Below are 23954 nucleotides of genomic sequence, written 5' to 3'. Positions count from 1 at the left end.
ACACATTTGTACGTCTTACATTACCTCTGCAATATCAATTTTTTAATGCATAAAAGTCACACTAGGCACGCTTTCATTGTGATTAACGATTATCAATCGTCTCCGGATACAAGTCATGATTCATCATACGGTATTCGGCCATCTTCTCGTACTTCGTGCCCGGCTTTCCGTAGTTTGTGTACGGATCAATGGAAATTCCGCCTCTTGGCGTGAATTTGCCCCATACTTCAATGTAGCGCGGGTCCATTAATTCGATCAAGTCGTTCATGATGATGTTCATGCAGTCTTCGTGGAAGTCTCCATGGTTTCTGAAGCTGAACAGGTACAGCTTTAATGATTTGCTTTCAACCATTTTTTCATCAGGAATGTAGCTGATGTAGATTGTCGCAAAGTCAGGCTGTCCTGTTTTCGGGCATAAAGATGTGAATTCAGGACAGTTGAATTTTACAAAGTAATCACGGTTTACATGTTTGTTCGGGAAGGATTCAAGCACGTCCGGCGCATATTCGAACAAATAATTTGTTCCTTGGTTGCCAAGCAGTGTGACACCTTCTAATTCTGATTCTTTTCTTGTCGTCATATTTATCTTCCTTTCTATTATACTCCGCGTTTGTTGCCCCATAACAGGGTGTGCAGCTGCGGAAGCACTCTGACCAGATTCAGCTCCGCATCGACAGCTACCTTATCAACAAGGGATTCATATTTTCCAAGCAAATGTGCAATCAATGTCTGATCATCTGTCGTATGCACGTCATCATTACCGACTTGTAAATAAAACGGGATTCCCGGGTAACGCTTGTGCACCGTTTTGGCAAACTCCAAATCCTCATCATTAAAAATGACTACCTTCAAGCTGACAGCATGCTGTCTATTATTCTCTTTAAGTGAAGTCAAAATGTGATCAAGCTTTTGGAAGTTCGTCACCATTTTTGAGCTTGGCGGTTTTGGAGAAATCGTCAGATCATCGATCAGTGTAAACCAGTCTTGATAAACGGTCCCCTGGGTTTCAAGCGCTGCACGGATGTCATTTTCCTTTAGCAGTTCAATAAAAGCATCCAGCTGCTTTAACAGGGCCGGGTTGCCGCCTGAGATCGTCACGTGGGAAAACGCGTCTCCCCCAATTTCCTTAAGCTCTGCAAAAATCTCCTCAGCCGTCATCCAGCGAATATCTTTTTTAGCAGACCCGTCCCAAGTGAAGGCGGAGTCACACCAGCTGCAGGAATAATCACAGCCGGCTGTCCGGACGAACATCGTTTTCTGTCCGATCACCATGCCCTCCCCTTGAATCGTCGGGCCGAAAATTTCTAATACAGGAATTCCTTTAGCCATTCAAACCACCCTTTTTCGGACGGTAGACACAATAACTTGTCGGTGTTTCACGGACAAACACCTGTACACAGCTTGGCTTATTCTCCAATGTGTCTAAGTAAGCCTGCACCTTGTCATAAATCGTTTTCGCCACGACTTCAGTTGTCGGCAGCGAATACCGGTCGTCCTGAGAAAATTCTTCATGATCATTTAAAAGCGTATGATCATAGTTTCCGTGCACCAGTTTTTTGAGCACGCTGAAATTGACAAGGAAACCGGAATCGTCAAGTTCGTCGCCGGCAACGGTTATATTTACGGTATACGTATGCCCGTGAACCCTGCTGCACGCTCCCGCACTTTCCCGAGGGATAAAATGAGCAGCTGAGATGTGCATGTCCTTATTCAGTTCAAATGAGTAAGGATGCTGGGCCTGCGGATAAATTTGAGATAACAATTTATGCACGCTCTCCTTTCATCGCCATATATTCTTCATAACCTTTTGAACGAAGGTGGCATGCCGGACATTCGCCGCAGCCTTCCGCGATGATGCCGTTATAGCAGGTCAGCGTGTTGTTTTTTACAAAATCAAGCGCGCCAAGCTCATCTGCAAGCTTCCATGTTTCCGCCTTATTAAGCCACATGAGAGGCGTATGAATCACAAACGGTTTCTCCATCGCCAAATTTACCGTTACATTGCAAGATTTCACGAATTCATCACGGCAGTCAGGATAACCGCTGAAGTCTGTCTCGCAAACTCCTGTAATAATGTGGCGTGCGCCAATTTGGTATGCCAGGATAGACGCAAAAGATAAGAATACCAAATTGCGGCCCGGAACGAATGTGGATGGCAGTTCACCATCTTTTGCTTCTATTTCAATATCATTTCTTGTCAGGGCATTCGGTGCAAGCTGATTTAAAAGTGACATATCAAGCAAATGGTTTTTCACACCAAGCTTTTCTGCAATAGATTTTGCCACTTCAATTTCCTGCGAATGACGCTGATTATAATGAAAAGTCACCGTTTCGACTTCTTCGAATTCCTTTAGAGCCCACAGTAAGCATGTGGTGCTGTCTTGACCGCCGCTGAATACGACAATTGCTTTTTCTTTTTTCATGATTCCTCTCCTTCTCCGCAATAAAAACGTCGGCGAGAGACATCGCTACAGCTGATTCACACAAAAAAACACCTTTTTTTCGGAAGGTGCTCTAGAAAAACATAAAAAAGGCCGTATCCAAGGATACAGCTCGTCCTTAGTTTTTTATAGAGGGTGTAGCTAGAACCTCTCCCGCATATCGCACGGATTTTCTTCAATTTTTCACTTCTGCTATCTTACCATAATGTTGTTTTTCTTGACAATAAAAAAGTCAGCCCCTAGCTTCCCGACCAAACGCCGTTCTGCAATGACGGCTCGCTTTATTTATATATGTAATTATAAACTGCGCCGCCGGGGAGCCTTTTTGCAAATCAGGGCGCCTATGAAGGCCAGACTCACATAGCCAAACAATGGATAAATCGTTGAAATGAGCTTGCCGTACCCGATTTGGCTCGTGATATAAGCCGTGGTCATAATGGCTGCAAAGATATATTTGCTTTTGATTGGAAGAAAGCTCTGCACTTGTTTTTCCAATCCATATAGATTGCCGATAACCGATGTGAACACTTCGCCGAAAATAATGAGCAAATAAATCAAATGGACAGATCGTGCAAAGAGATAAACCACTTGGGCCATCGGTATATCATACAAAAATACATCCGGGAGCATCGACAAAGACAGAAAACTCGCGGACAGCACAAGTGTCAGTATCGTGCCTCCGATTAAAGCGCCTTTTTTTATCACTTTTTCCGATGACATTTCATTCGCAAGCGGAACCAAAACCGCTTGGGCAAGCGATAAATTCAAAGCGCCGTAAGAGAACGCTGATAAGAGCCAGTCCCAGCGATGCGGCCAGACCCACTGAGCTGTGTTCCGCGACTCGCTGAAAATAAAAGAGTCGGCCACCACAACCATAGAAAAGATGATCAAAAGAGGAACAACAAACACGTTGACACCGAAAATGCCTTTTACTCCTCTAGTCATCACAATTAAGCTTAACCCGATAGTAATCAGCATCCCAATCTGAGCGGACATCCCCAGCTGCTCCTCAAAAAGCGCTCCTGCCCCAGAGAGCATAACAGATGTGACGCCGAGGAGAACAAACAGCATAAACACATTGATAATCCGGCCAGCCGTCGCCCCAAACAAGAATATGTTCATTTCTTGATATGACTTGGCATTGATTCGCTTTGAAATGATCATCAGCTTGGCTCCCAGTAACGTAAACATCCCGCCGCTGACGATAATGCCGAATAAACCGAACCAGCCGAACTTCAGAAAAAACTCAACAATTTCCCTGCCAGTCGCAAATCCAGCTCCAACTACTGTGCCGATATACACGAAAGCAAGCTGACTTGCTGATCCTTTTGATTGTTCCATTTCTCCCCTCCGAACGAACCGCAGTTTTGTCCATATATGCCTTTTTATAACCTATGAGACAAGTTCCTTGAAAAGACGAAGAAAACATGTTTTACTGTGTAAACAAATCAAAAATTTTTTACGCAAATGACTTGAAAGTCAAAGATAGTCAGAGTATACTATTAGTCAAAGTTGGTCAAACGAACCGGCCTTTTTTAAAAATCAATTGGTCAAAGTTAGTCAAATGGTCAGACTGCTCTGAGCACATTGTTTTGAAAGCCGATAAGTTTGCCGTATACTAATAGTCAAAGAAGGTCAAATTCAAGCGGCCTTTTTATTCACATCCATTGGTCAAAGAAGATCAAACTTTTAAGGAGGTTTTGGCAAATGCGTTGTCAACATTGTCATAAAAACGAGGCGACGATTCGCCTTAACATGCAAATAAATTCTGTTCATAAACATATGGTTCTATGTGAAACTTGCTATAACGAGCTGACCCGCAAACCTTCAATGAGCATGGGTCCTCAATCTTTCGGTTTTCCGTTTGAACAAGCATTCCAGCCAAAAGAACAAAACGCAGCAAAACAAAGCGAGAAAAAAGGATTGCTTGATGAGCTGGCTCAAAATATTACAAACGGTGCAAAAGCCGGTCTCATTGATCCCGTCATCGGCCGTGATGAAGAAGTAGCGCGCGTGATCGAAATTCTGAACCGCCGCAACAAAAACAATCCGGTTCTCATTGGTGAGCCGGGCGTAGGGAAAACAGCAATCGCCGAAGGACTCGCTTTAAAAATCGCTGAAGGTGATGTTCCAAACAAACTGAAAAACAAAGAGCTTTACTTGCTTGATGTTGCATCCCTGGTTGCAAACACAGGGATCAGAGGCCAATTTGAAGAGAGAATGAAACAGCTGATCACTGAGCTGAAAGAACGAAAAAATGTCATTCTGTTCATTGATGAAATTCATCTTCTCGTTGGCGCAGGCTCTGCAGAAGGTTCAATGGACGCAGGCAATATTCTCAAGCCTGCCCTTGCCAGAGGCGAACTGCAAGTCATCGGTGCGACAACACTGAAAGAGTACCGTCAAATCGAAAAAGATGCCGCGCTGGAAAGACGTTTTCAGCCTGTCATGGTGCAGGAGCCTTCTATTGAACAGGCCATCCTCATTCTGCAAGGGATTAAAGACAAATATGAAGCCTACCATGGCGTGGCATTCAGCGATGAAGCAATCAAAGCATGTGTGACTTTATCATCCCGCTACATTCAGGACAGACACCTGCCGGATAAAGCGATTGACTTATTGGATGAAGCTGGTTCAAAAGCCAACCTGTTAATTGATGAGCTGAATGATGAGGATGCGGCTGAACGATTAACTGCGATTGAAGCTGAAAAAACAAAAGCCCTGGAAGAAGAAAATTACGAACTGGCGGCAAAACTCCGTGATGAAGAAATCGCATTGGAGAAAAAACTGAACAGCTCTTCCGCTCATTCCGCTGTCACTGTGGAAGCTGAGCACATTCAGGATATCGTTGAACAAAAAACAGGCATCCCTGTAGGCAAACTGCAGGCAGACGAACAAACAAAAATGAAAGAGCTTGAAGCAAAACTTCATGAACGTGTGATCGGACAAGAAGCCGCTGTTCAAAAAGTGGCAAAAGCGGTAAGACGAAGCCGCGCCGGATTAAAATCCAAAAACAGACCAGTCGGCTCCTTCCTCTTTGTCGGTCCTACCGGCGTAGGGAAAACAGAGCTTTCTAAAACGCTGGCAGATGAATTATTCGGCACAAAAGACTCTATTATCCGCCTCGATATGAGCGAATACATGGAGAAACACGCCGTATCTAAAATCATCGGTTCACCGCCTGGGTATGTCGGCCATGAGGAAGCTGGACAATTAACAGAAAAAGTGCGCCGCAATCCTTACAGCATCGTGTTGCTGGATGAGATTGAAAAAGCACACCCTGACGTTCAGCATATGTTCCTGCAAATCATGGAGGACGGCCGTCTGACAGACAGCCAAGGCAGAACCGTAAGCTTTAAAGACACTGTGATTATCATGACAAGCAACGCGGGTACCGGCGAAAAACAAACGAAAGTCGGTTTCCAATCAGATGACAGTGTAATCGAAGAACAAACATTGATTGATTCACTGAGCAAGTTCTTTAAACCTGAGTTCCTCAACCGTTTTGACGGCATTATTGAATTTCGCTCACTGGAAAAAGAACATCTGGTCAAAATCGTCACCCTGCTGCTTGGAGAACTTGAAGAAACATTGGCAGAACGCGGCATCAGCTTGAGTGTGACAGACGAAGCGAAAGAAAAAATCGCTGAGCTGGGCTACCACCCTTCATTCGGTGCACGTCCGCTCAGAAGAACCATCCAAGAATGGGTGGAGGATGAAATGACCGATCTGCTGCTTGACAATAGCGAGATCACAAGTTTTCACGTCACTGCAGAGGATAATAAAATCAAAGTACAAGCGAAATAACGATCAGCGGTTTCCTATTTAGGAAGCCGTTTTTTTATGCATTCATACTCTTGGCTGAGAAAATACCGTCCCTTCCCCTGAAGCGCTACTCCCCTTCATCCTTTACCCTTTTCTTAAGGAGGGATGGAGCTTGTTTATATACAGTGAATATTTGTTTCTATTATTATATGAAGACCGCCTGAGGAACAGCTTGCAATCAAGCTGTCAATTTCAATACCGTTAAGAGGGCTTTTCAATTTTGAAAGGCCCGGTTTTGTTTATTTCTCCCTTCTATGCCTCTTCCTTGAATATTTCATGAACAAATTCACAATGTCCCTAAAGTTCCGGGCACCGAAACCGATATTAACCATAGACAAGCTAGTAAAAAAGGATTTGGTGAAAACTATGGATAAAACTTCGTTAATCGGTATTATTCTTGCTTTTGTGGCATTGAGCGTCGGGATGGTTCTGAAAGGCGTCAGTTTCAGCGCGCTTGCAAACCCTGCTGCCATCTTAATTATTATCGCCGGGACAATCTCAGCAGTCGTTATTGCGTTCCCAACTAAAGAAATTAAAAAAGTGCCTGCGCTGTTCCGGGTGTTATTTAAGGAAAACAAACAGCTGACAATAGAGGAGCTCATTCCTATGTTCTCTGAATGGGCCCAGCTTGCGCGCCGCGAAGGCCTGCTTGCTTTAGAAGCAAGTATTGAAGATGTAGATGACGCTTTCTTGAAAAACGGGCTCAGCATGGCTGTTGACGGGCAAAGCGCGGAATTTATCAGAGATATCATGACAGAGGAAGTTGAAGCGATGGAGGACAGGCACCAAGCCGGAGCCGCTATTTTTACACAGGCGGGAACTTACGCGCCGACCCTTGGAGTACTCGGCGCTGTTATCGGACTGATTGCCGCCCTCTCTCATATGGACAATACAGATGAGCTTGGACACGCCATCAGTGCAGCCTTTGTCGCCACCCTTCTCGGTATCTTTACGGGATATGTGTTATGGCATCCTTTCGCAAATAAATTAAAGCGAAAATCAAAACAAGAAGTAAAACTGCGTGAGGTTATGATTGAAGGCGTCCTGTCCGTATTAGAAGGACAAGCACCGAAAGTCATCGAACAAAAGCTTTTAATGTACCTTCCTGCGAAGGACCGCTTGAAATTTGCAGAACAAGGAGAGGCGCAAAATGGCGAGAAAAAAGAAGAAGAAGCATGAGGACGAGCACGTTGATGAATCATGGCTGGTTCCTTACGCCGATATCCTTACTCTTCTCCTGGCATTATTTATTGTGCTGTACGCAAGCAGCTCAATTGACGCAGCTAAGTTTCAAATGCTTTCAAAATCATTTAATGAAGTCTTTACAGGCGGCACCGGCGTACTGGACTACTCCAGTGTCACCCCTCCTGAAAACGAGTCAGACGGAATCGATGAAGTGAAAAAGGAAAAAGAAGAGAAAGAGAAAAACAAGAAAGAAAGAGAAAAAGCAGCTGATCAAGAAGAGCTTGAAAATGTAAAAAGCCAGGTGGAAAAGTTCATCAAAGATAAAAAGCTGGAACATCAGCTGGAAACAAAGATGACTAGTGAAGGCCTGCTGATTACGATTAAAGACAGCATTTTCTTTGATTCTGGAAAAGCGACCATACGTAAAGTAGATGTACCGCTTGCAAAAGAGATTTCTAATCTTCTTGTGATTAATCCGCCGAGAAATATCATTATCAGCGGACATACTGATAATATGCCAATTAAAAATTCTGAATTCCAATCAAACTGGCATTTAAGTGTCATGAGAGCGGTAAACTTTATGGGGCTTCTGATTGAAAACCCTAAGCTAGACGCAAAAGTGTTCAGTGCCAAGGGCTACGGTGAATATAAACCGGTGGCTTCCAACAAAACAGCGGAAGGCCGCAGCAAAAACCGGCGCGTTGAAGTTCTCATCTTGCCGAGAGGCGCAGCGGAAACAAATGAAAAATAGTAAAAAAGGAAGCCTTGTGACATATCAGGCTTCCTTTTTTTACTTATTATGAAATTGTTTTGCGTTTAATCCTACTCTTTTTAACATTTCTGTGCACATCTCTACCTCTTCTTCGCTTAATACGCTGATCATTTCATCAATTTCAGCAGCGTGATCAGGGAAAATATCGTTCAAAAGACCGATGCCTTTTTCAGTGATTTGTGCAAATGTCACTCGTCTGTCTGTAGGAGACGCTTTCCGAATGAGGAGTTCTTTTTGCTCCAGCTTATCTACAACATATGTGATGCTCCCGCTAGCCAAGAGAATTTTATCCCCTATCTGCTGCAGCGGCTGATCGCCTTTATGGTACAACAGCTCAAGCACAGCAAATTCAGTCGGATTCAGTCCATGCTTATGAATATGTTTATTCATATGATCGTTAATAGACCGATACGCGCGCGACAGCACGATAAATAACTTCAGTGATTTTTCTGTCATGTCTCAATCATCCTTTTAGAAACCGTTACAGAGAAACATTAATAAACAAAGACCAAAATGTCAATAAAAATCTTTCCAATATTTCTCTTCTTTTTTATCATGTAAGCTGCTCAACATCTTTTTCTAATTTTTTTGGTTATTTTTTCTTATTAAAGAAGAAGAAACAATGATATAATACCTCTAATCAGGTGTATGTTGGAGCGATGCAAATTGAAAATACTAAAAGGCGCCTGCGGGAGAGTCAAACTTTATATTATACTGGTCGTGATTCCGGCAATCGTCATCAGCTTTTTCGTATATGAAAAAGAAAAAGATACAATAGCTGCAGAACATAAGCAAGAAGCTAGTGTCCTGCTGAACCTTCACCGCAACAAAATCAATTATTTAATCGGAGAAACAAAGGCGAGAATGACCTCCTTGTCCATCGCCATTGACAGACCGGTTGATATAAAGAAAATGCAGTCGATTTTGGAAAAAACCTTTGATTCAGAGCCGAGATTTTCCGGTCTCTATTTTCTGAACGCCAAAGGAGACGTTACCGTAAGCACAACGGAATTAAAAACGAAAGTAAACCTGGCCGACAGATCTTTTTTTACAAAAGCGAAGGAAACAAAAAAGACAGTCATTTCAGATAGTTATTCGAGCAGAATTACAGGCCAGCCGATTTTTACCATTTGTGTTCCTGTTTTGGACTCAAAGGAAAATGTGACAGATTATCTTGTCGCAGCTATTCAAATTGATTATTTGAAAAACCTCATTAACTTGCTGAGCCCTGATGTTTATATTGAAGTGATAAACCAAGGCGGGAAAATGATTTTTACAAGCGGACAGGCCTCTCATGCAAAAGATCAGAAACCAGTCAGCGGATATCTGGATGATATCAGCTGGAATATGAAAGTATATCCGAACCCCGTCACAATAGAAGAACTGACGAAAAGCCTTGTGCTTCCACTTTCATGTATTATTGTTCTGCTGAATATCCTTTTTATTCTCGTGCTGTATTATTTGCTGAAGCGGCAGACCCAGCTGGAGCGGTCAGAAAATGAGGCGCAAAAATTAGAGCTGATCGGGACGCTTGCTGCCAGCACGGCTCATGAAATCCGTAACCCGCTCACCGGCATAAGCGGCTTTATTCAGCTGTTGCAAAAGAAATATAAAGGTGAAGAAGATCAGCTTTACTTCTCCATTATTGAACAGGAGATAAAGCGCATTAATCAAATTGTGAGTGAGTTCCTCGTTCTTGGCAAGCCGACAGCTGAAAAATGGGAGCTGAACTCGCTTCAGGATATTATCGGTGAAATTATGCCGATCATCTATTCTGAGGGCAACCTATACAATGTTGAAGTTGAATTACAGTATTTAACCGAGCAGCCCTTACTCGTAAAATGTACAAAAGATCATATTAAACAAGTGATTTTAAATGTAGCAAAAAATGGCCTCGAGTCAATGCCTGAAGGAGGCAAACTGACGATCTCCTTGGGAGCTTTGGATAAAAAGGCCATTATCAAAGTCGTGGATAACGGTGAAGGGATTTCTCAGGAAATGCTCGATCATATCTTCCTCCCCTTTGTCACTTCTAAAGAAAAAGGAACCGGTCTCGGCCTTGTTGTTTGTAAACGGATCGTGTTGATGTACGGAGGCTCTATTCATATCGAAAGTGAAGTGCGAAGGGGCACGGAGGTAACGATCACCCTCCCCGTATCCGCTTCATAACCCCCCTGACCGTGTCAGGAGGGGTTTTTATCTTCGTGAACGTGAATTGCCATTCGACTTGCTTGCTGTTCTGCCAGAAAAGAGTATTTTGATGAAACGCAACAGCAGTTTCAGAACCAAAAAAAACATAAAGAATACCAAAAAACCCTTTAAACCCTCAGTGGCATCTAAAAACTCCATATTCCCTCTCCCCGTTACTTTTTGCTGAATTTCAATAGCAAATACGATGACAATGATGACTGTAACGGTATAGATAAAGGACAAGGCTGTCATGCTCCACTTAGATAGCCATGTAAACACAGCGTGAGTGACGCCGAAAAAGAAAATGCCAAAAATGCCGATCACCCAAAAATGCATCTCTTTGTCGGTTAAATGAATGCCAAACATTCCGCATAATGAAATAAAAGCATCATGAAATTGATTGACCATTTCAGTAATGATAATCGCCAGTTCTTTCATCAGTTCCCTCTTTCATATGAATTTTTCCAGAAAAAAAGAGCGCTTCTGAAAAGCTCTCTCTTTATATATGCATCTGATAGCGCCGCTATTTATTTGCATCATATGCAGGCATAACATCTCTGCGGGGCCACAAGCCTAATTTCTTTACAAGGCCTTGAATCCCTTGGGAATGTTCGTTTTCTTGCATGAGCTGGTGATATTCATTTATTAAACAATCCAGCTCCTGACTGTGTCTGATCGTGTCATGCCCTGTAAATCCCTGCTTTCTAGCGGCATCTATCATTAACTTTCTTTTTTCATCAATAGACACCAACAATCTTTCTTGTTCAGAAGAACCGCCCATTCACTTCACCCCTCGCCGCTAAGAAATAGGAAACAAGTTTGATTGGGTTATTGTGCATTATTACAGATTATACTTTATTTGTAAACATATTTTCATTAAATAAGTTAATTTTTCAGGTATAATAGATATATTGATAGGATTAGAAGAACAATACCCAGGTGAAGAATATCTTAAACACACCGCCAGTCAGGAGGTATGCCCGATGAAGAAAAAGAAAGCAATCATGCTCGGAGCGGCAGGCGGAAAAGCGGTTTTAAAAAGGAAAAACCGAAAAAAATGTATCCAGCACATCACTATTTTTTTTCAAATGCTTCGCGATTGGAGAAACGGTGACTACCCCCGTTCACAGGTTAAAACACTTTTGCTTCTAAGTGCTGCCATCTTGTATATCGCCATGCCGCTCGATATCATTCCAGACGTTATCCTTGGTCTTGGGATCATTGACGATGCAGCTGTTCTAGGTTTGATTTGGACACTGATTAAAAAAGAAATGTCACAATATGAAAAGTGGCGTTTGCAATAAATATAAAAAGCCCCGTTCGATTGAACGGGGCTTTTCCTGCTTATTGATTCACGCTGTCTTTTTCATAAATCGGAACCCAGCCTTCAGTTGTGACAAAGATTCTCACAGCAACAACTTTGCGGTCCTCCTGAAGCGTGAAGTAATGGCGGATATTCTCAGGCACTGAGATTAAATCTCCAGGGTTTAAACGGACATCAAAAAACGTTCCGTCTTTGCCTTGAATAACAAAAATGCCGTGTCCGCTTACGATAAAACGGACCTCATCGTCTGTATGGTGATGCTCTCTTTTAAAGTTCTGAAGCAGTTCATCAAGTTTCGGATTGCTGTCTGACAAGGAGATAACATCCTGTGCTTTATAGCCGCGGCGGGCTGAGATATCTTTAATTTCAGTTTCAAAGGTATCGAGGATTTGCTGTTTTTCTTCTTCTGTCAGATCATATTTCTCTGAAAGCTGTTCCGGAAGATTTGTAATATCCCATTGCTCATAAATAACCTCTTGACGGTCCAGAAAGCTTGCAACTTCCTCTTGATTTTCAATCGTTGTATTCGCCTCATCATGAATTCGAATTGTTGCCATTTCAGTTCCTCCTTTTATTTAACCAGCTGATGCTGGAGTGTTTTCAATTTCAAATGGTAGCTGAACAAAAATTCATATGCTTCAAGCACTCTTTTTGCTTCAAATGCCGTTCTGCCCCAAGCGGTAATACCGTGGTTTCGGATCAGAACAGCTCCTGAATCTTCTGAAACCTCTTCGGCAAACAGTGCCGCGAGTGTCGGAATATGAGCCGGATTTTCAATGATCGGAACGGTCACTTCTGCATTCTCTTCCCACAGGCCGAGCGCTTTTATAATTTCCTGGCCTCTGAATGTGATTTTCTTTTGGTCCCCGTATAGCTCTGAAATCACATTATTGTTTACCGTATGGACGTGCAGGCAGCATCCGGCATTTGTTTTATTGTACAAATGTGTATGCAAGAGCGTTTCTGCTGACGGTTTCAAAGAATGTCCGCTCTCGGCAGGCTCTCCGTTTTGATCCACTAACAGAAAATCTTCGTCCGTTTCTTTTCGTTTATCTTTACCGCTTGCGGTTACGAGAAATGTTAAAGGCTCATCAGTAACCTTAATAGACAAATTGCCGCTAGTCGCCGGAAACCAATCTCGTTCGGCCAATTCCCGTTTTACTTCAGCGAGCTCTCGCCAGCGTTTTTGTTTTGCAGCCATTCCTGTACCTCCGTTACATTCTCAATATCTTTTCTTATCTCATTAAAATCTTGATACGGAAGATGATTCAGGTTCCGCTCTCGGCATTCGTTTAATAAGTAATCCCTTGCAAAGCAAAGGTCAGACAGCTTTGCCGCCTCCACATCTGTAACCGAATCACCGATCATGATGATATATTGGTTTGGCTCAGAAAGTTCATGTATCACCGACGGCTTGCAGCAGCCGCATTGGTTGCTGCATGTTCCCTTGCAAGAATGAGGCCAGTCAATATGAATATAGTCACTGTCAAATGACGCATGGTTGCAATAAATACGATCTTTCTCCACAATGCCTTCAAGCAATGGATACACAAAAAAGTCCATTCCTCCGCTTACGACATAAAACGGAAGCTCATGCTCCTTGACAAACGCTACAAACTCCCGAAAGCCTTCCCTGATTTTTGCATCTTCCAATACAAATCTTGTAATCTCTTCTTTTAAACTGCTTGGCAGAAGGCCGAACATCCGCCCGACACCTTCCTTGATCGAAAGCGTTTTGGAAAGTACGCCGTCTTTTAATGCCGTCCACTCCGGCGGAGCGAAAGTTTTCATGATACTTATAATGTTGTCGTTCATCGTGATGGTTCCGTCAAAATCACAAATAATTAAAGGCTTTCGAGTCGTCATACGGCTTCAACCTTTCCCCATTTATCAAGCGCAAGCTTCAGATCCTTACATTGTTCGGCTTTTTCATCAATCGGCTGAGCTTCTAAGACCGCATCAATAATGGCTCTGAATGCTTTACCCCCGCCTTGGGCGCCGTTCGGATGTCCGTGTACGCCTCCCCCGGCGTTAATAATATGATCTATACCGAAATCCCGCATTAAAAGCGGAACCATACCGGGATGAATGCCTGCTGACGGAACGGCAAATGTTTGATGAAAGGCATCCTCTCTCACACATTCTTCGTGAATCGCCAGCGCATCTTCTTTTGGAAGCGCAACCGAACCGTATGGAGATGGGAAGAGACTGAAGTCAGCACCGCAATACCGGTTTAATTTTCCGAGCAAAAGAGCGTGAGAAAAGCCGTAGAACGGTGAAGACGTAAACGCCCCGCTGACCGCTGGATGTGCCATAATCGGGATTGCGATTTCGGGATCTTCCGCTAGGCTTTGCATGACGTCCAAACCGTAAGCGAAGACATTAAACAAAAGCGCATCCGCTCCTAATTCGGCAGCGCGTCTCGCTCTGTCTTTCAGATCAGCCGTACGTCCAGTCAAATTGACAGCATACAGCGTTTTATGCCCGGTTTGCTCATACGTTTCTTTCAATATTTGCTTTCCTTCTGTAATTCTTGTTTCAAAAGGCGCCAGACCTGTCTCAAAGAAAATTTCATCGTCCTTAATCAAGTCAACTCCGCCAAGCGCCTGCTGTCTGAGCTGTTCTTTAATATCACTCAGGTCCCTTCCGATAACCCCTTTAAATATGCTCATTAACAGCGGTCTCTCAAACTCTCCCAACAGCTTCCGAATACCATATACGCCAAACTTCGGTCCCGGCAGTGTGCGCTTAAATGCTTCAGAGAAGTGAAGATCGATTAATTTGATTTTCCCGTCCAGCGACAGCTTGCCAAACACTGTTGTCAGCAAAGCCGGAATATCCTGAGAGAAATTCATTTCAGGATAGGCAATTGTGATCACCGCTTGTTTTCCTGATGCAAGAGTCCCCTCTCTCTCCTCGACCTTTATCACCCGTCCCTTGTGCTTTTGCATTTGCTCCTGTTTTACCAGGGGCAGATCAGTCCAGGAGCCTACTGTCAATCCTGTTGCGATTTGTTCTGCTTTTTTCTCTGCATCGGCTCCCGGTTCTGTCAGGAGATATGTTGCTAATAACTCACTCATGCCAGAGCTCCTTTCATTTTCATCCATATAAAAAAACCTCTTCAAACAGCAATCGCGTCTAAAGAGGTTTCGTTTCTCGTCCGAATCTTATCTCTCAGCCGCCAGCTGCAAGAATTAGCACCGTGCTTTACAAGTCGGTTGCCGGGCTTCATCGGGCTCGTCCCTCTGCCTGCTCTTGATAAGAAAATATAGATTTTATAAATTATTTTGAATTATCCCATCGTTATCAGATCTTGTCAATGCTTTTTTGGGTAAACAGGTTCAGTTTCCCAATTCGATAAGCGGCTTCCTTGAGTCTTTCTTCACTTGTCAGCAGTCCGACTCTGACGTAACCCTCACCATATGCACCAAAGCCGTTTCCAGCTGCAACCGCCACATTCGCTTTTTCCAGCAAAAGGTCTGAGAACTGCTCGGAAGTATACCCTTCAGGCACAGGCAGCCATGCAAAAAATGAACCTGCCGGAGCTGTCACATCCCAGCCGATTTCCCGGCATGCCGTGATCCAAGCGTTTCGCCTGCTTTCATATCGGGCATTTTGCTCCGCCACACATGCCTGATCAGCTAACAGTGCCGCCGCTGCAGCTTCCTGAGTCGCTCTGAAAAGACTGACAAACATATGGTCTTGATAAAGATTAATCGCTTCAATGACCGAAGCGTTACCGACGGCAAAGCCGACCCGCCACCCTGCCATATTATACGTTTTTGACAGCGTGTAAATTTCAATCCCGATATCCTTCGCACCCTCAGTCTGCAAAAAGCTTAAAGGCTTGCAGCCGTCAAACCCTACAGCGCCGTAAGCAAAATCGTGAACAACACAGATCCCGTTTTCTTTCGCAAAACTCACGGTTTCTTCAAAAAATTCAGAGGTAGCAACAGCTCCGGTCGGATTATTCGGATAATTTAAATACATCAATTTCGCCTGATCCCTCACTTCAGCGGCGATGCTGCTGTAATCAGGAAGAAACGCCCTGTCCTTTACGAGCGGCATCATTTCCATCTTCGCTTTCGCGAGTGTGACACCTGACCAATAATCAGGATAGCCCGGGTCCGGAACTAAAATCGTATCACCAGGATTCAGCAAGCATTGCGGGAGCTCGACCAGACCGGCTTTCCCGCCGAATAATACAGCGACTTCAGTTTCAGGATCAAGATCAATGCCGTATTCTCTTTTATAAAATGCTGCCGCTGCCGACTTCAGACTGTATGAGCCGCGAAAAGACGAATATTTATGATTTTCCGGATCAGTAACGGCTCGTTTCATTTCCTCAACGATATGTTCCGGAGTCGGCTGATCCGGATTTCCCTGTCCGAGGTTAATGACGTCGTGTCCTTCTGCGAGCTTTCGGTTCACTTTCTGCACCAGAGAAGCGAAGAATTGTTTAGGCAATTCCTTCAATACATGAGACTGTTCAAATTTCATCTATTCTCACCTTCTAAAAAATTCTTGAAATAATAGTCCATCATCATATATGGTTAAATGAAAAAAGTAAAGAAAAATTTGGGGTGTTAAAAAGATGAAATGGACGATATCTTGTCTTCAATTTGATATTTCATACGGTAAACCTTCGGAAAATATAAAAAAGGCTGAATTTTTAATCGAAAAAGAAAGTAAACATGCTGATGTTCTTGTTCTTCCTGAATTATGGACGACCGGATATGACCTGTCCAACCTTGATGAGCTCGCTGATGAAGACGGGCGTTCTGCTCAGAACTGGCTGAAGAAAACGGCAAAGAAACATGGCGTTCATATTGTCGCCGGATCGGTCGCTGTCAGAAAGGATTCTGATGTTTATAATACAATGTACATCGCGGATAAGGAAGGACAAATCATTAAAGAGTACAGAAAAGTCCATCTTTTTCAGCTGATGGATGAGCATGTGTATTTATCAGCCGGTTCCGAAGACGGCTACTTTGAGCTAGATGGCGTCAAAAGCTCAGGACTGATCTGTTACGATATCCGTTTTCCGGAGTGGATCAGAAAACATACGACGAAAGGAGCCAACGTGCTGTTTATTTCTGCGGAATGGCCCCTTCCCCGCCTTGATCATTGGAAAAGCCTGCTTATTGCGCGGGCCATTGAGAATCAATGCTTTGTCGCTGCCTGCAATTGTACCGGTTCAAATCCAGATAATGAATTTGCCGGGCATAGCCTGATTATTGATCCATGGGGGCGTATACTTGCTGAAGGCGGCCTGGAAGAAGGCATAGTACGAGCGGAAATCGACCTTCAGGAAAGCGTTGAAGTGCGGGAGAGCATTCCTGTTTTCGATGATATCAGAAAAGATTTATATTAAAAAATATATTGACAACTTAACAAAACACCTGTTACTATGTTCATCAACTGATAAATTAGAATTGTTTAACAAGTGAATATATTCTCTTATCGAGAGTTGGGCGAGGGATTTGGCCTTTTGACCCCAACAGCAACCGACCGTAATTCCATTGTGAAATGGGGCGCATCTTTTTCGCGCCGAGACGCTCGTCTCTTAAGGCACGGTGCTAATTCCTTCAGATCTGATCTGAGAGATAAGAGAGGCGGACATAGATGTTAAGCCTCCTTCTCTCTGAGAAGGAGGCTTTTTTACGGCCATTCAGCTGCAAACATATCAAAGAGATTACATAATTGGAGGTTATGACAATGGCAGTCACAAAAACACCTTTATACGAAACGTTAAATGAAAGCTCCGCTGTGGCACTTGCGGTGAAGCTTGGCTTATTTCCAAGCAAAAGCACGCTGACATGCCAGGAGATCGGCGACGGCAATTTAAATTACGTTTTTCATATTTATGATCAAGAACATGACAGAGCATTGATCATTAAACAGGCAGTTCCTTATGCAAAAGTGGTCGGAGAAAGCTGGCCGCTGACAATCGATCGCGCAAGAATTGAAAGCAGTGCTCTCATACGCCAGGGCGAGCATGTCCCCCATCTGGTTCCAAGAGTGTTTTATTCTGATACAGAAATGGCGGTTACCGTCATGGAGGATCTTTCTCACCTGAAAATCGCAAGAAAAGGACTCATTGAGGGGGAACATTATCCGCACCTGTCACAGCACATCGGTGAATTTTTAGGAAAAACACTTTTCTACTCATCAGACTACGCGCTTGAACCCAAGGTGAAAAAACAGCTTGTTAAACAATTTACAAATCCGGAGCTGTGCGACATAACGGAAAGACTTGTCTTTACAGATCCTTTCTTTGACCATGACACAAATGACTTTGAAGAAGAGCTTCGGCCTTTTGTCGAGAAGCTTTGGAATAATGACAACGTCAAAATCGAAGCCGCTAAGCTGAAAAAGTCGTTTTTAACATCTGCAGAAACATTGATTCATGGTGATTTGCATACAGGAAGCATTTTCGCCAGCGAACATGAAACAAAGGTGATTGATCCTGAATTTGCTTTTTACGGACCGATCGGCTTTGATGTAGGCCAATTTATTGCCAACTTATTCTTGAACGCACTCGGTCGTGACGGGGCTGACAGAGAGCCGTTATATGAACATGTTAAGCAGGTCTGGGAAACGTTTAAAGAGACGTTTAGTGTAGCCTGGGAGAAGGACAGTCTGGATGTTTACGCCAAAATCGACGGTTACCTTACTGATACGCTCAGTCATATTTTTGAAGAGGCGATCGGGTTTGCGGGCTGCGAGCTGATACGCCGCGCGATCGGACTTGCGCATGTGGCTGATCTGGATACGATCGTGCCGTTTGATAAACGAATCGGCAGAAAACGGCTGGCGCTCGAAACCGGCACAGCTTTTATCGAAAAACGTTCGGAATTCAAAACGATAACGGATGTTATTGAATTATTTAAGTTACTTGTAAAGGAATGATCCATTCATGACCCATTCATTTGCTGTTCCGCGTTCTGTTGAATGGAAAGAAACAGCCATTACCATTTTAAATCAGCAAAAGCTTCCTGATGTGACGGAATATCTGGAGCTGACAACGAAAGAGGATGTATTTGACGCCATTGTCACACTCAAAGTAAGAGGCGCTCCGGCCATCGGCATTACAGCTGCCTTCGGCCTTGCGCTTGCTGCAAAAGACATCGAAACAGATGATGTCACGGAATTCCGCCGCAGACTGGATGACATCAAACAGTATTTAAACAGCTCACGGCCTACCGCCATTAATTTATCATGGGCGCTTGAGAGACTGAGTCATTCGATCGAAAACGCCATTTCCGTAAATGAAGCAAAAACAAACCTTGTCCATGAAGCGATTCAGATTCAGGTCGAAGATGAGGAAACGTGCCGAATGATCGGCCAAAACGCCCTGCAGCTTTTCAAAAAAGGCGACCGGATTATGACGATCTGCAATGCCGGTTCTATCGCGACAAGCCGTTATGGAACGGCACTCGCTCCATTTTACTTAGCCAAACAAAAGGATTTGGGATTGCATATTTATGCTTGTGAAACAAGACCTGTCCTTCAAGGTTCACGCCTCACTGCGTGGGAGCTGATGCAGGGAGGCATTGATGTCACTCTAATCACAGACAGCATGGCCGCCCATACGATGAAGGAAAAACAAATTTCCGCTGTCATCGTCGGAGCTGATCGAATTGCAAAGAACGGTGATACGGCAAATAAAATCGGAACATACGGTCTCGCGATTTTAGCAAACGCCTTTGATATTCCGTTTTTTGTCGCCGCACCATTATCTACATTTGATACGAAAGTGAAAAGCGGCGCTGATATCCCGATAGAGGAACGGGATCCCGAGGAAGTAAGGCAGATTTCCGGAGTCCGGACTGCACCAACCGACGTGCCTGTCTTTAATCCCGCTTTTGACATTACGCCCCATGATCTCATTTCAGGAATCATCACAGAAAAAGGGATTATGACCGGTTCGTATGAAGAAGAAATTGAACAGCTGTTCAGAGGCGAAAAGGTTCACTAAAAAACCGCTGCACTTTGCTCATTTTGGGCCGAGTCAGCGGTTTTTTTGTTTGTTTTTATTGATATTGATGATTTCATCTTTTTGAGCGCTTGATAAGATATGCAGTTTCACAAACAGTTTGGCAAAAACGGCAATTTTCTCAGAGCGGCTCGGCTTCAATTGCTTTGTCCTCCTTTTTCATCAGACCAACTTTTTTAACTTAATAAAATGATATGTCGGCCGTGAAAAAAGGGAACGTGCCATATGTTTTATTTTTCTTTGTAGGAGATTTGCTCGATGTTCAGCAAAAATGCTTTGATATCAGTTTTGCTCCCAGCGTACCCTGTTAACGCACTGTTTTTGCCGATCACTCTGTGGCATGGGACAAAAATCGGCAGGTCGTTTCGTTTATTAGCCTGTCCGACTGCGCGCACCGCTTTCGGACTGCCGACCGCAGCGGCGATGTCAGCATAGCTTCGGGATTCTCCGTATGGTATCATCGCCAGCGCTTCCCACACTTTTTGCTGAAAAGGAGTGCCCTTTTGGCTGAGCGGCAGTGAGAATCTCTTTCTTTCGCCGGCGAAATATTCATGAAGCTGTTTTTTGGCCTCTGCCAGATAAGGTGTTTCCATGTGCTCTGTATTCTGAACGCTTTCTTTCCAATCCATCCAATCTTCCTGACTGAGAAATAGACGGGTGATATGTCCATCCTCCTCAGCAATTATAAGTTCCCCGAGCGGCGTTTCCGCTGTCGTATAGTAGTTCATTCATCAATCCTTCTTTCTTCAGCATTCTGTCTGACGGGAAGCGTAAGATGGAAAACAGTGCCCTTCCCTTCTTCACTTTCTACCATGATTTCGCCTTGATGCTCTTCAATAATTTTATAGCTTACCATAAGCCCAAGTCCAGTTCCCCGTTCCTTTGTCGTATAAAACGGTTCACCAAGGCGCTTTAATTTATCTTCTGTCATTCCGATTCCCTCGTCTTTTAAGGAGATGAGAACATGATCTTGATCCAATGTCCTTATCGTCACAAAAATGTTTCCGCCGTCAGGCATCACTTCGATGGCATTTTTTAATATATTGATAAATACTTGTTTCAGCTGATTCGGTTCACAGTAGATCGGTGGGATGTCGCCAATTAGATCAAGATGCATTTGCACGTTGCTGAGATTGGCTTGAGCGTTGAGAAGGTCTATGGTGTCTCTCATAATTTGGGTAACATGTTTTTCTTCATACATAATGGCCTGGGGCTTGGCTAAAATCAAGAATTCGGTGATGATGGATTCGATGCGCTTTAGTTCTGAGGTGATCACGTTGAAGTAAAGGGCGTAGTCTCCCTCCACACTTCCTTTCAGAAGCTGAATGAAGCCTTTAAGAGCTGTCATCGGATTTCTGATTTCATGAGCGATGCCTGCAGCGAGTTCGCCGACAACATGAAGGGTATCTGACTTGCGCAGGCGTTCCTCCAGTTCTTTTCGCTCTGTTACGTCTTTAAAGATAGCCAGGTTCATATTTTGAATAATATTTCGTTTAAATGAGAATTCCAGTTTTCTGTTGTCATTGCTGCTCAACAAAAACGGAATTTCGTTGTCCATTTCATCAAAATTAATCTGCCTCGCCGGCGAAGCAAGGTTTTCTATTTCATATGAAGAAATAATATCTAATAGGCTGTGCTGTTTAATCTCTTCATGTGACAGGCCTAAAATGTTGCTTGCTAACGGGTTGGCGTCGATGATTCGGTATTGATTGTCGAACAATACATTGCCGTCCATTGAGCCGTTGAACACTTTTCTGAATTTCAGCTCGCTTTCCCGAAGCTCCTTTTCCATCCGCTTTCTGTCGCTGACATTTCTTAAAATCGTCAAGTGCTGGTTTTCAAGTATTGTCCGCTTTGAAGTAAATTCGAGTTCTTTGAACTGCCCGTTCCCCATTTGAAACAGCAGCTCTTCTCTGATCTCTCCGTATTTTGCGTATTTCCTCTTTGTTATGCTGTATTTCTGCTGCGAGTCAACGAGAAAATCACACAGCCTTCTCTTCAACAGCAAATTCATCGGCAGCTCAAAGATTTTACAGGCTGACTGATTCGCCTTCACAATTCTTCCGTCATTCGACCAGATGATAATGGCGTCCATCGCATTTTCAAATATTTCTCTGAAGCGCTCCTCACTTTTAAAGAGCTGCAGCTCCATAGACCGCTTCTCTGTGATATCCCTCATAATGGACATGTAAAAACCGCTGATGATGTTTGAAGTAATCGTGAATTCAAATAGCTTTTGGACTCCTGAACGAAGCTTGACGGGCAGCTCACCCTTCGCTTTTCCCTTGCGGTTGAGCGCCTTCCATATATTATCAAAGTCTTTTCGTGAGCCGCTGTCTATGAACTCATACAACGATAAATGAGACAGCTCATTTTGATTGATTTCAAAGCTTTTACAGAAGGACAAATTGGCATCAATAAAACCGCCATCTTTATCAAAAAGGACGATTCCGTCAACAGCTCTGTCAAACAAGTCCTTAAAAAGCTGTTCATTCATAGAGAATTCCCGCTCCAGAATCTTCTTTGAAGATATGTCTCTCATGACAACAAAAAAGAAATCCTCGCCTATCCCTCTTTTGGCCAGAAACTCTATGTATTTTGTCGCCCCGCCATCAAGCCTGATCGGAACCTCCTTCCACAGGAAACCTTTCTTAAAAAACTTCTTTACGGCAAGATTCAGCTCATCCTTTGGGATTGAAAACAAAAAATCCAAAACGGAACGCTTTTTCAAATCTTCCGAATCAACTTGAAGCATCCTCTCCGTCGCTTCATTCGCCTGAACGATCCGCATTTCATTATCACATATAAAAATAGCATCGAGCGTATTGTTGACAATCACTTGATGCTGATTCAATTCCTTTTTCAGCTGGACATTTTCTTCTTTGAGACGCTTCAGTTCTTCCTGCAGCTCTGAATTTGTCTGGACACCAAGAGTTTCCATACGTGTACACTCCTTCTTCAAAACCTATCCCTCAATATTTCTACAAAATGCGGGAACTTCCTTCATTTGCCCTATAAATTTCAGAAAATTTCAGCGCGGTTACATAACGAAGACATTTTCTACGATCCTTACCGTCACTTTACATCGTCCTAACAATCAGCGGTTTTTTAGATTCCTTTTTCATCTTTTATTTTAAAATATATACCAACAGGGAATAATCTCTTAGTGACTGATTAAAGAGAAGGTGATGCTATGAGTAAATCGCGGGACAGTTATTTTGATAATGCAAAATTCTTATTGATATTCCTTGTTGTATTCGGTCATATTCTTCGATCTTTTATTAATGATAACAACTTTATGCTCTACCTCTACAAGTTCATTTACACATTCCACATGCCTGCCTTTATTCTCGTATCCGGATATTTCGCGAAAGGTTTTAAACGCGCGGGATATGTGAAAAAGCTGGCGGTCAAGCTGATTATTCCGTATTTGATTTTCCAAATCATTTATTCCGTCTTTTATTACATTATGCAAGACGAAAGCATGGCAAATGTGAACCCGATTGATCCGCAATGGTCGTTATGGTTTCTCGTCAGCTTATTCTTTTGGAATCTGCTGCTTTATCCTTTTTCAAAGCTTTCTAAGCTGTGGGCGCTGTTTGTCAGCTGCGGAATTGCCGTGCTGATCGGCTATCTTGACTTTGTCAGCAGCACGCTGAGCTTGTCGCGGACATTTGTATTCTTACCGATGTTCCTTGTCGGGTTTTATTTAAATAAACATCATTTTGATTTACTGAGATCAAAACGAGGCAAACAAATTGCGACCGGGGTGCTTGCCGCCGTATTCGTCATCTGCTGGGGCATTGATTTTGACTATTCTTTTCTGTTCGGCTCTAAACCGTATTCTTCATTTGGAGACGTTACCCTGGCTAGCGGCCTGATCAGGATCGGCTGGTATGTACTCGCCTTCGCATCTACTTTCAGCTTTTTAGCGCTCGTTCCGCAAAAACGCTATTTCTTTACAAAATGGGGCACGCGGACATTTTACGTCTATCTGCTCCATGGGTTTATTATTAAAACGCTGCGGCAGGTCGGTCTTGAGGATCAGCTTACTGACTATCAGAACTTAGTCATTCTATTACTTTTAACCGCTGCCCTTACGTCCGTTCTCTCCAGCAATTTTGTTAAGACAGTTGCTCAGCCCTTTATTGAGCTGAGAATGACCAGCTTATTGCAATTCGTCAGGGGAAGCAGCAAAAATGCTTATTTAAAATAGAA

Annotated in this window: 25 protein-coding genes and 3 riboswitches; of the genes, 9 read left to right on the top strand and 16 right to left on the bottom strand. The window is 43.4% G+C overall.

What is annotated here, in order from left to right; all coding sequences use genetic code 11:
- Nucleotides 1-82: 82 nt before the first annotated feature.
- From queF to M1M80_RS07635, 5 genes are all read right to left on the bottom strand, one after another.
- Nucleotides 83-580, bottom strand: coding sequence for a preQ(1) synthase (gene queF, locus M1M80_RS07655; protein ID WP_003218613.1), 498 nt, complete (start codon nt 578-580; stop codon nt 83-85).
- 17 nt (nt 581-597) lie between these two features.
- Nucleotides 598-1329 (bottom strand): 7-carboxy-7-deazaguanine synthase QueE, encoded by a 732-nt coding sequence (gene queE, locus M1M80_RS07650; RefSeq protein WP_060398502.1) that lies wholly within the window; start codon nt 1327-1329, stop codon nt 598-600.
- Nucleotides 1322-1771: a 6-carboxytetrahydropterin synthase QueD gene (gene queD / locus M1M80_RS07645; protein ID WP_080010786.1), complete on the bottom strand. Its 450-nt coding sequence runs from the start codon at nt 1769-1771 to the stop codon at nt 1322-1324. Before queD ends, queE begins: the two co-directional genes overlap by 8 nt.
- A complete protein-coding gene (queC, locus tag M1M80_RS07640) occupies nt 1764-2423 on the bottom strand; it encodes a 7-cyano-7-deazaguanine synthase QueC (RefSeq protein ID WP_060398501.1) in 660 nt (219 codons plus the stop codon). The genes queD and queC overlap by 8 nt, the downstream gene beginning before the upstream one ends.
- Before the next feature lie 130 nt (nt 2424-2553).
- A riboswitch (PreQ1 riboswitch) is annotated at nt 2554-2598 on the bottom strand.
- A 140-nt stretch (nt 2599-2738) separates the two neighbouring features.
- Nucleotides 2739-3782 carry a YkvI family membrane protein gene (locus M1M80_RS07635; protein WP_060398500.1) on the bottom strand — a complete coding sequence of 348 codons (1044 nt, stop codon included), beginning with the start codon at nt 3780-3782 and terminating at the stop codon, nt 2739-2741.
- A 366-nt stretch (nt 3783-4148) separates the two neighbouring features.
- Here M1M80_RS07635 and clpE point away from each other — a divergent pair, with 366 nt between their 5' ends.
- From clpE to motB, 3 genes are all read left to right on the top strand, one after another.
- Nucleotides 4149-6248: an ATP-dependent protease ATP-binding subunit ClpE gene (gene clpE, locus M1M80_RS07630; RefSeq protein WP_060398499.1), complete on the top strand. Its 2100-nt coding sequence runs from the start codon at nt 4149-4151 to the stop codon at nt 6246-6248.
- 384 nt (nt 6249-6632) lie between these two features.
- The gene (gene motA, locus M1M80_RS07625) at nt 6633-7445 is read left to right on the top strand and encodes a flagellar motor stator protein MotA (protein WP_003238984.1); all 813 of its coding nucleotides are present in this window, start codon (nt 6633-6635) and stop codon (nt 7443-7445) included.
- Nucleotides 7417-8202, top strand: a complete 786-nt coding sequence (motB, locus tag M1M80_RS07620) for a flagellar motor protein MotB (protein WP_060398498.1) — start codon at nt 7417-7419, stop codon at nt 8200-8202. Before motA ends, motB begins: the two co-directional genes overlap by 29 nt.
- A gap of 39 nt (nt 8203-8241) precedes the next feature.
- Here motB and mhqR read toward each other — a convergent pair whose 3' ends face one another.
- Nucleotides 8242-8679: a MarR family transcriptional regulator MhqR gene (gene mhqR, locus M1M80_RS07615; RefSeq protein ID WP_003232475.1), complete on the bottom strand. Its 438-nt coding sequence runs from the start codon at nt 8677-8679 to the stop codon at nt 8242-8244.
- Between the two features lie 192 nt (nt 8680-8871).
- On the opposite strand from mhqR, the gene kinD reads away from it, so the two are divergent.
- Nucleotides 8872-10392, top strand: a complete 1521-nt coding sequence (gene kinD, locus M1M80_RS07610; protein ID WP_080010785.1) for a sporulation kinase KinD — start codon at nt 8872-8874, stop codon at nt 10390-10392.
- A gap of 27 nt (nt 10393-10419) precedes the next feature.
- Here kinD and M1M80_RS07605 read toward each other — a convergent pair whose 3' ends face one another.
- Both M1M80_RS07605 and spo0E read right to left on the bottom strand, forming a co-directional pair.
- Nucleotides 10420-10851: a hypothetical protein gene (locus M1M80_RS07605; RefSeq protein WP_019258237.1), complete on the bottom strand. Its 432-nt coding sequence runs from the start codon at nt 10849-10851 to the stop codon at nt 10420-10422.
- An 85-nt stretch (nt 10852-10936) separates the two neighbouring features.
- Nucleotides 10937-11194, bottom strand: coding sequence for an aspartyl-phosphate phosphatase Spo0E (spo0E, locus tag M1M80_RS07600; RefSeq protein WP_003218598.1), 258 nt, complete (start codon nt 11192-11194; stop codon nt 10937-10939).
- Between the two features lie 202 nt (nt 11195-11396).
- Here spo0E and M1M80_RS07595 point away from each other — a divergent pair, with 202 nt between their 5' ends.
- Nucleotides 11397-11717 carry a YkvA family protein gene (locus M1M80_RS07595; protein ID WP_060398497.1) on the top strand — a complete coding sequence of 107 codons (321 nt, stop codon included), beginning with the start codon at nt 11397-11399 and terminating at the stop codon, nt 11715-11717.
- 40 nt (nt 11718-11757) lie between these two features.
- On the opposite strand, the gene mtnD is transcribed toward M1M80_RS07595, so the two are convergent.
- The 5 genes from mtnD to mtnE all read right to left on the bottom strand — a co-directional run bounded on the left by mtnD (nt 11758) and on the right by mtnE (nt 16237).
- A complete protein-coding gene (mtnD, locus tag M1M80_RS07590) occupies nt 11758-12294 on the bottom strand; it encodes an acireductone dioxygenase (RefSeq protein ID WP_060398496.1) in 537 nt (178 codons plus the stop codon).
- A gap of 14 nt (nt 12295-12308) precedes the next feature.
- Nucleotides 12309-12938: a methylthioribulose 1-phosphate dehydratase gene (locus tag M1M80_RS07585; RefSeq protein ID WP_060398495.1), complete on the bottom strand. Its 630-nt coding sequence runs from the start codon at nt 12936-12938 to the stop codon at nt 12309-12311.
- Entirely contained in the window at nt 12896-13603 is a 708-nt protein-coding gene (mtnX, locus tag M1M80_RS07580) for a 2-hydroxy-3-keto-5-methylthiopentenyl-1-phosphate phosphatase (protein WP_060398494.1), read from the bottom strand. Before mtnX ends, M1M80_RS07585 begins: the two co-directional genes overlap by 43 nt.
- Nucleotides 13600-14817: a 2,3-diketo-5-methylthiopentyl-1-phosphate enolase gene (gene mtnW, locus M1M80_RS07575; RefSeq protein WP_060400018.1), complete on the bottom strand. Its 1218-nt coding sequence runs from the start codon at nt 14815-14817 to the stop codon at nt 13600-13602. Before mtnW ends, mtnX begins: the two co-directional genes overlap by 4 nt.
- Before the next feature lie 84 nt (nt 14818-14901).
- Nucleotides 14902-15002, bottom strand: a riboswitch (SAM riboswitch).
- 41 nt (nt 15003-15043) lie between these two features.
- Nucleotides 15044-16237 carry a methionine-glutamine aminotransferase gene (gene mtnE / locus M1M80_RS07570; RefSeq protein WP_060398493.1) on the bottom strand — a complete coding sequence of 398 codons (1194 nt, stop codon included), beginning with the start codon at nt 16235-16237 and terminating at the stop codon, nt 15044-15046.
- A gap of 94 nt (nt 16238-16331) precedes the next feature.
- Between mtnE and M1M80_RS07565 the strand changes: the two genes are divergently transcribed.
- From M1M80_RS07565 to mtnA, 3 genes are all read left to right on the top strand, one after another.
- On the top strand, nt 16332-17111 hold the full coding sequence (locus M1M80_RS07565; RefSeq protein ID WP_060398492.1) for a carbon-nitrogen family hydrolase: 780 nt from the start codon (nt 16332-16334) through the stop codon (nt 17109-17111).
- Between the two features lie 83 nt (nt 17112-17194).
- Nucleotides 17195-17350, top strand: a riboswitch (SAM riboswitch).
- Nucleotides 17351-17455: 105 nt separating this feature from the next.
- The gene (mtnK, locus tag M1M80_RS07560; RefSeq protein WP_019258229.1) at nt 17456-18649 is read left to right on the top strand and encodes an S-methyl-5-thioribose kinase; all 1194 of its coding nucleotides are present in this window, start codon (nt 17456-17458) and stop codon (nt 18647-18649) included.
- 7 nt (nt 18650-18656) lie between these two features.
- Nucleotides 18657-19718, top strand: coding sequence for an S-methyl-5-thioribose-1-phosphate isomerase (gene mtnA, locus M1M80_RS07555; RefSeq protein WP_003238999.1), 1062 nt, complete (start codon nt 18657-18659; stop codon nt 19716-19718).
- Nucleotides 19719-19751: 33 nt separating this feature from the next.
- Here the strand turns inward: mtnA and M1M80_RS07550 are convergent, their stop codons facing one another.
- From M1M80_RS07550 to kinE, 3 genes are all read right to left on the bottom strand, one after another.
- The gene (locus M1M80_RS07550) at nt 19752-19877 is read right to left on the bottom strand and encodes a hypothetical protein (RefSeq protein WP_003218585.1); all 126 of its coding nucleotides are present in this window, start codon (nt 19875-19877) and stop codon (nt 19752-19754) included.
- A gap of 89 nt (nt 19878-19966) precedes the next feature.
- A complete protein-coding gene (locus M1M80_RS07545) occupies nt 19967-20464 on the bottom strand; it encodes a methylated-DNA--[protein]-cysteine S-methyltransferase (RefSeq protein ID WP_060398491.1) in 498 nt (165 codons plus the stop codon).
- Entirely contained in the window at nt 20461-22677 is a 2217-nt protein-coding gene (kinE, locus tag M1M80_RS07540; RefSeq protein ID WP_060398490.1) for a sporulation two-component system sensor histidine kinase KinE, read from the bottom strand. The genes M1M80_RS07545 and kinE overlap by 4 nt, the downstream gene beginning before the upstream one ends.
- Nucleotides 22678-22929: 252 nt before the next feature.
- On the opposite strand from kinE, the gene M1M80_RS07535 reads away from it, so the two are divergent.
- Nucleotides 22930-23952 carry an acyltransferase family protein gene (locus M1M80_RS07535; RefSeq protein WP_060398489.1) on the top strand — a complete coding sequence of 341 codons (1023 nt, stop codon included), beginning with the start codon at nt 22930-22932 and terminating at the stop codon, nt 23950-23952.
- The last annotated feature ends 2 nt before the right edge of the window (nt 23953-23954 follow it).

The sequence above is a fragment of the Bacillus inaquosorum genome (assembly GCF_023238325.1).
GTDB classification, from domain to species: domain Bacteria; phylum Bacillota; class Bacilli; order Bacillales; family Bacillaceae; genus Bacillus; species Bacillus inaquosorum.
Note: the sequence above shows the minus strand (reverse complement) of the source record. Positions and strands in the feature narration are given on the sequence as shown.

Excerpts from the sequence above, each read along its gene's own strand:
- kinE (WP_060398490.1), bottom strand. The coding sequence starts at position 22,677 with ATGGAAACTCTTGGTGTCCAGACAAATTCAGAGCTGCAGGAAGAACTG.
- mtnA (WP_003238999.1), top strand. The coding sequence starts at position 18,657 with ATGACCCATTCATTTGCTGTTCCGCGTTCTGTTGAATGGAAAGAAACA.
- kinD (WP_080010785.1), top strand. The coding sequence starts at position 8,872 with ATGTTGGAGCGATGCAAATTGAAAATACTAAAAGGCGCCTGCGGGAGA.
- M1M80_RS07595 (WP_060398497.1), top strand. The coding sequence starts at position 11,397 with ATGAAGAAAAAGAAAGCAATCATGCTCGGAGCGGCAGGCGGAAAAGCG.
- motA (WP_003238984.1), top strand. The coding sequence starts at position 6,633 with ATGGATAAAACTTCGTTAATCGGTATTATTCTTGCTTTTGTGGCATTG.
- M1M80_RS07635 (WP_060398500.1), bottom strand. The coding sequence starts at position 3,782 with ATGGAACAATCAAAAGGATCAGCAAGTCAGCTTGCTTTCGTGTATATC.
- mtnX (WP_060398494.1), bottom strand. The coding sequence starts at position 13,603 with ATGACGACTCGAAAGCCTTTAATTATTTGTGATTTTGACGGAACCATC.
- mtnD (WP_060398496.1), bottom strand. The coding sequence starts at position 12,294 with ATGGCAACAATTCGAATTCATGATGAGGCGAATACAACGATTGAAAAT.
- M1M80_RS07565 (WP_060398492.1), top strand. The coding sequence starts at position 16,332 with ATGAAATGGACGATATCTTGTCTTCAATTTGATATTTCATACGGTAAA.
- M1M80_RS07605 (WP_019258237.1), bottom strand. The coding sequence starts at position 10,851 with ATGAAAGAACTGGCGATTATCATTACTGAAATGGTCAATCAATTTCAT.
- motB (WP_060398498.1), top strand. The coding sequence starts at position 7,417 with ATGGCGAGAAAAAAGAAGAAGAAGCATGAGGACGAGCACGTTGATGAA.
- M1M80_RS07535 (WP_060398489.1), top strand. The coding sequence starts at position 22,930 with ATGAGTAAATCGCGGGACAGTTATTTTGATAATGCAAAATTCTTATTG.
- queE (WP_060398502.1), bottom strand. The coding sequence starts at position 1,329 with ATGGCTAAAGGAATTCCTGTATTAGAAATTTTCGGCCCGACGATTCAA.
- queF (WP_003218613.1), bottom strand. The coding sequence starts at position 580 with ATGACGACAAGAAAAGAATCAGAATTAGAAGGTGTCACACTGCTTGGC.
- M1M80_RS07545 (WP_060398491.1), bottom strand. The coding sequence starts at position 20,464 with ATGAACTACTATACGACAGCGGAAACGCCGCTCGGGGAACTTATAATT.
- queC (WP_060398501.1), bottom strand. The coding sequence starts at position 2,423 with ATGAAAAAAGAAAAAGCAATTGTCGTATTCAGCGGCGGTCAAGACAGC.
- mhqR (WP_003232475.1), bottom strand. The coding sequence starts at position 8,679 with ATGACAGAAAAATCACTGAAGTTATTTATCGTGCTGTCGCGCGCGTAT.
- mtnW (WP_060400018.1), bottom strand. The coding sequence starts at position 14,817 with ATGAGTGAGTTATTAGCAACATATCTCCTGACAGAACCGGGAGCCGAT.
- mtnK (WP_019258229.1), top strand. The coding sequence starts at position 17,456 with ATGGCAGTCACAAAAACACCTTTATACGAAACGTTAAATGAAAGCTCC.
- M1M80_RS07585 (WP_060398495.1), bottom strand. The coding sequence starts at position 12,938 with ATGGCTGCAAAACAAAAACGCTGGCGAGAGCTCGCTGAAGTAAAACGG.
- mtnE (WP_060398493.1), bottom strand. The coding sequence starts at position 16,237 with ATGAAATTTGAACAGTCTCATGTATTGAAGGAATTGCCTAAACAATTC.
- spo0E (WP_003218598.1), bottom strand. The coding sequence starts at position 11,194 with ATGGGCGGTTCTTCTGAACAAGAAAGATTGTTGGTGTCTATTGATGAA.
- clpE (WP_060398499.1), top strand. The coding sequence starts at position 4,149 with ATGCGTTGTCAACATTGTCATAAAAACGAGGCGACGATTCGCCTTAAC.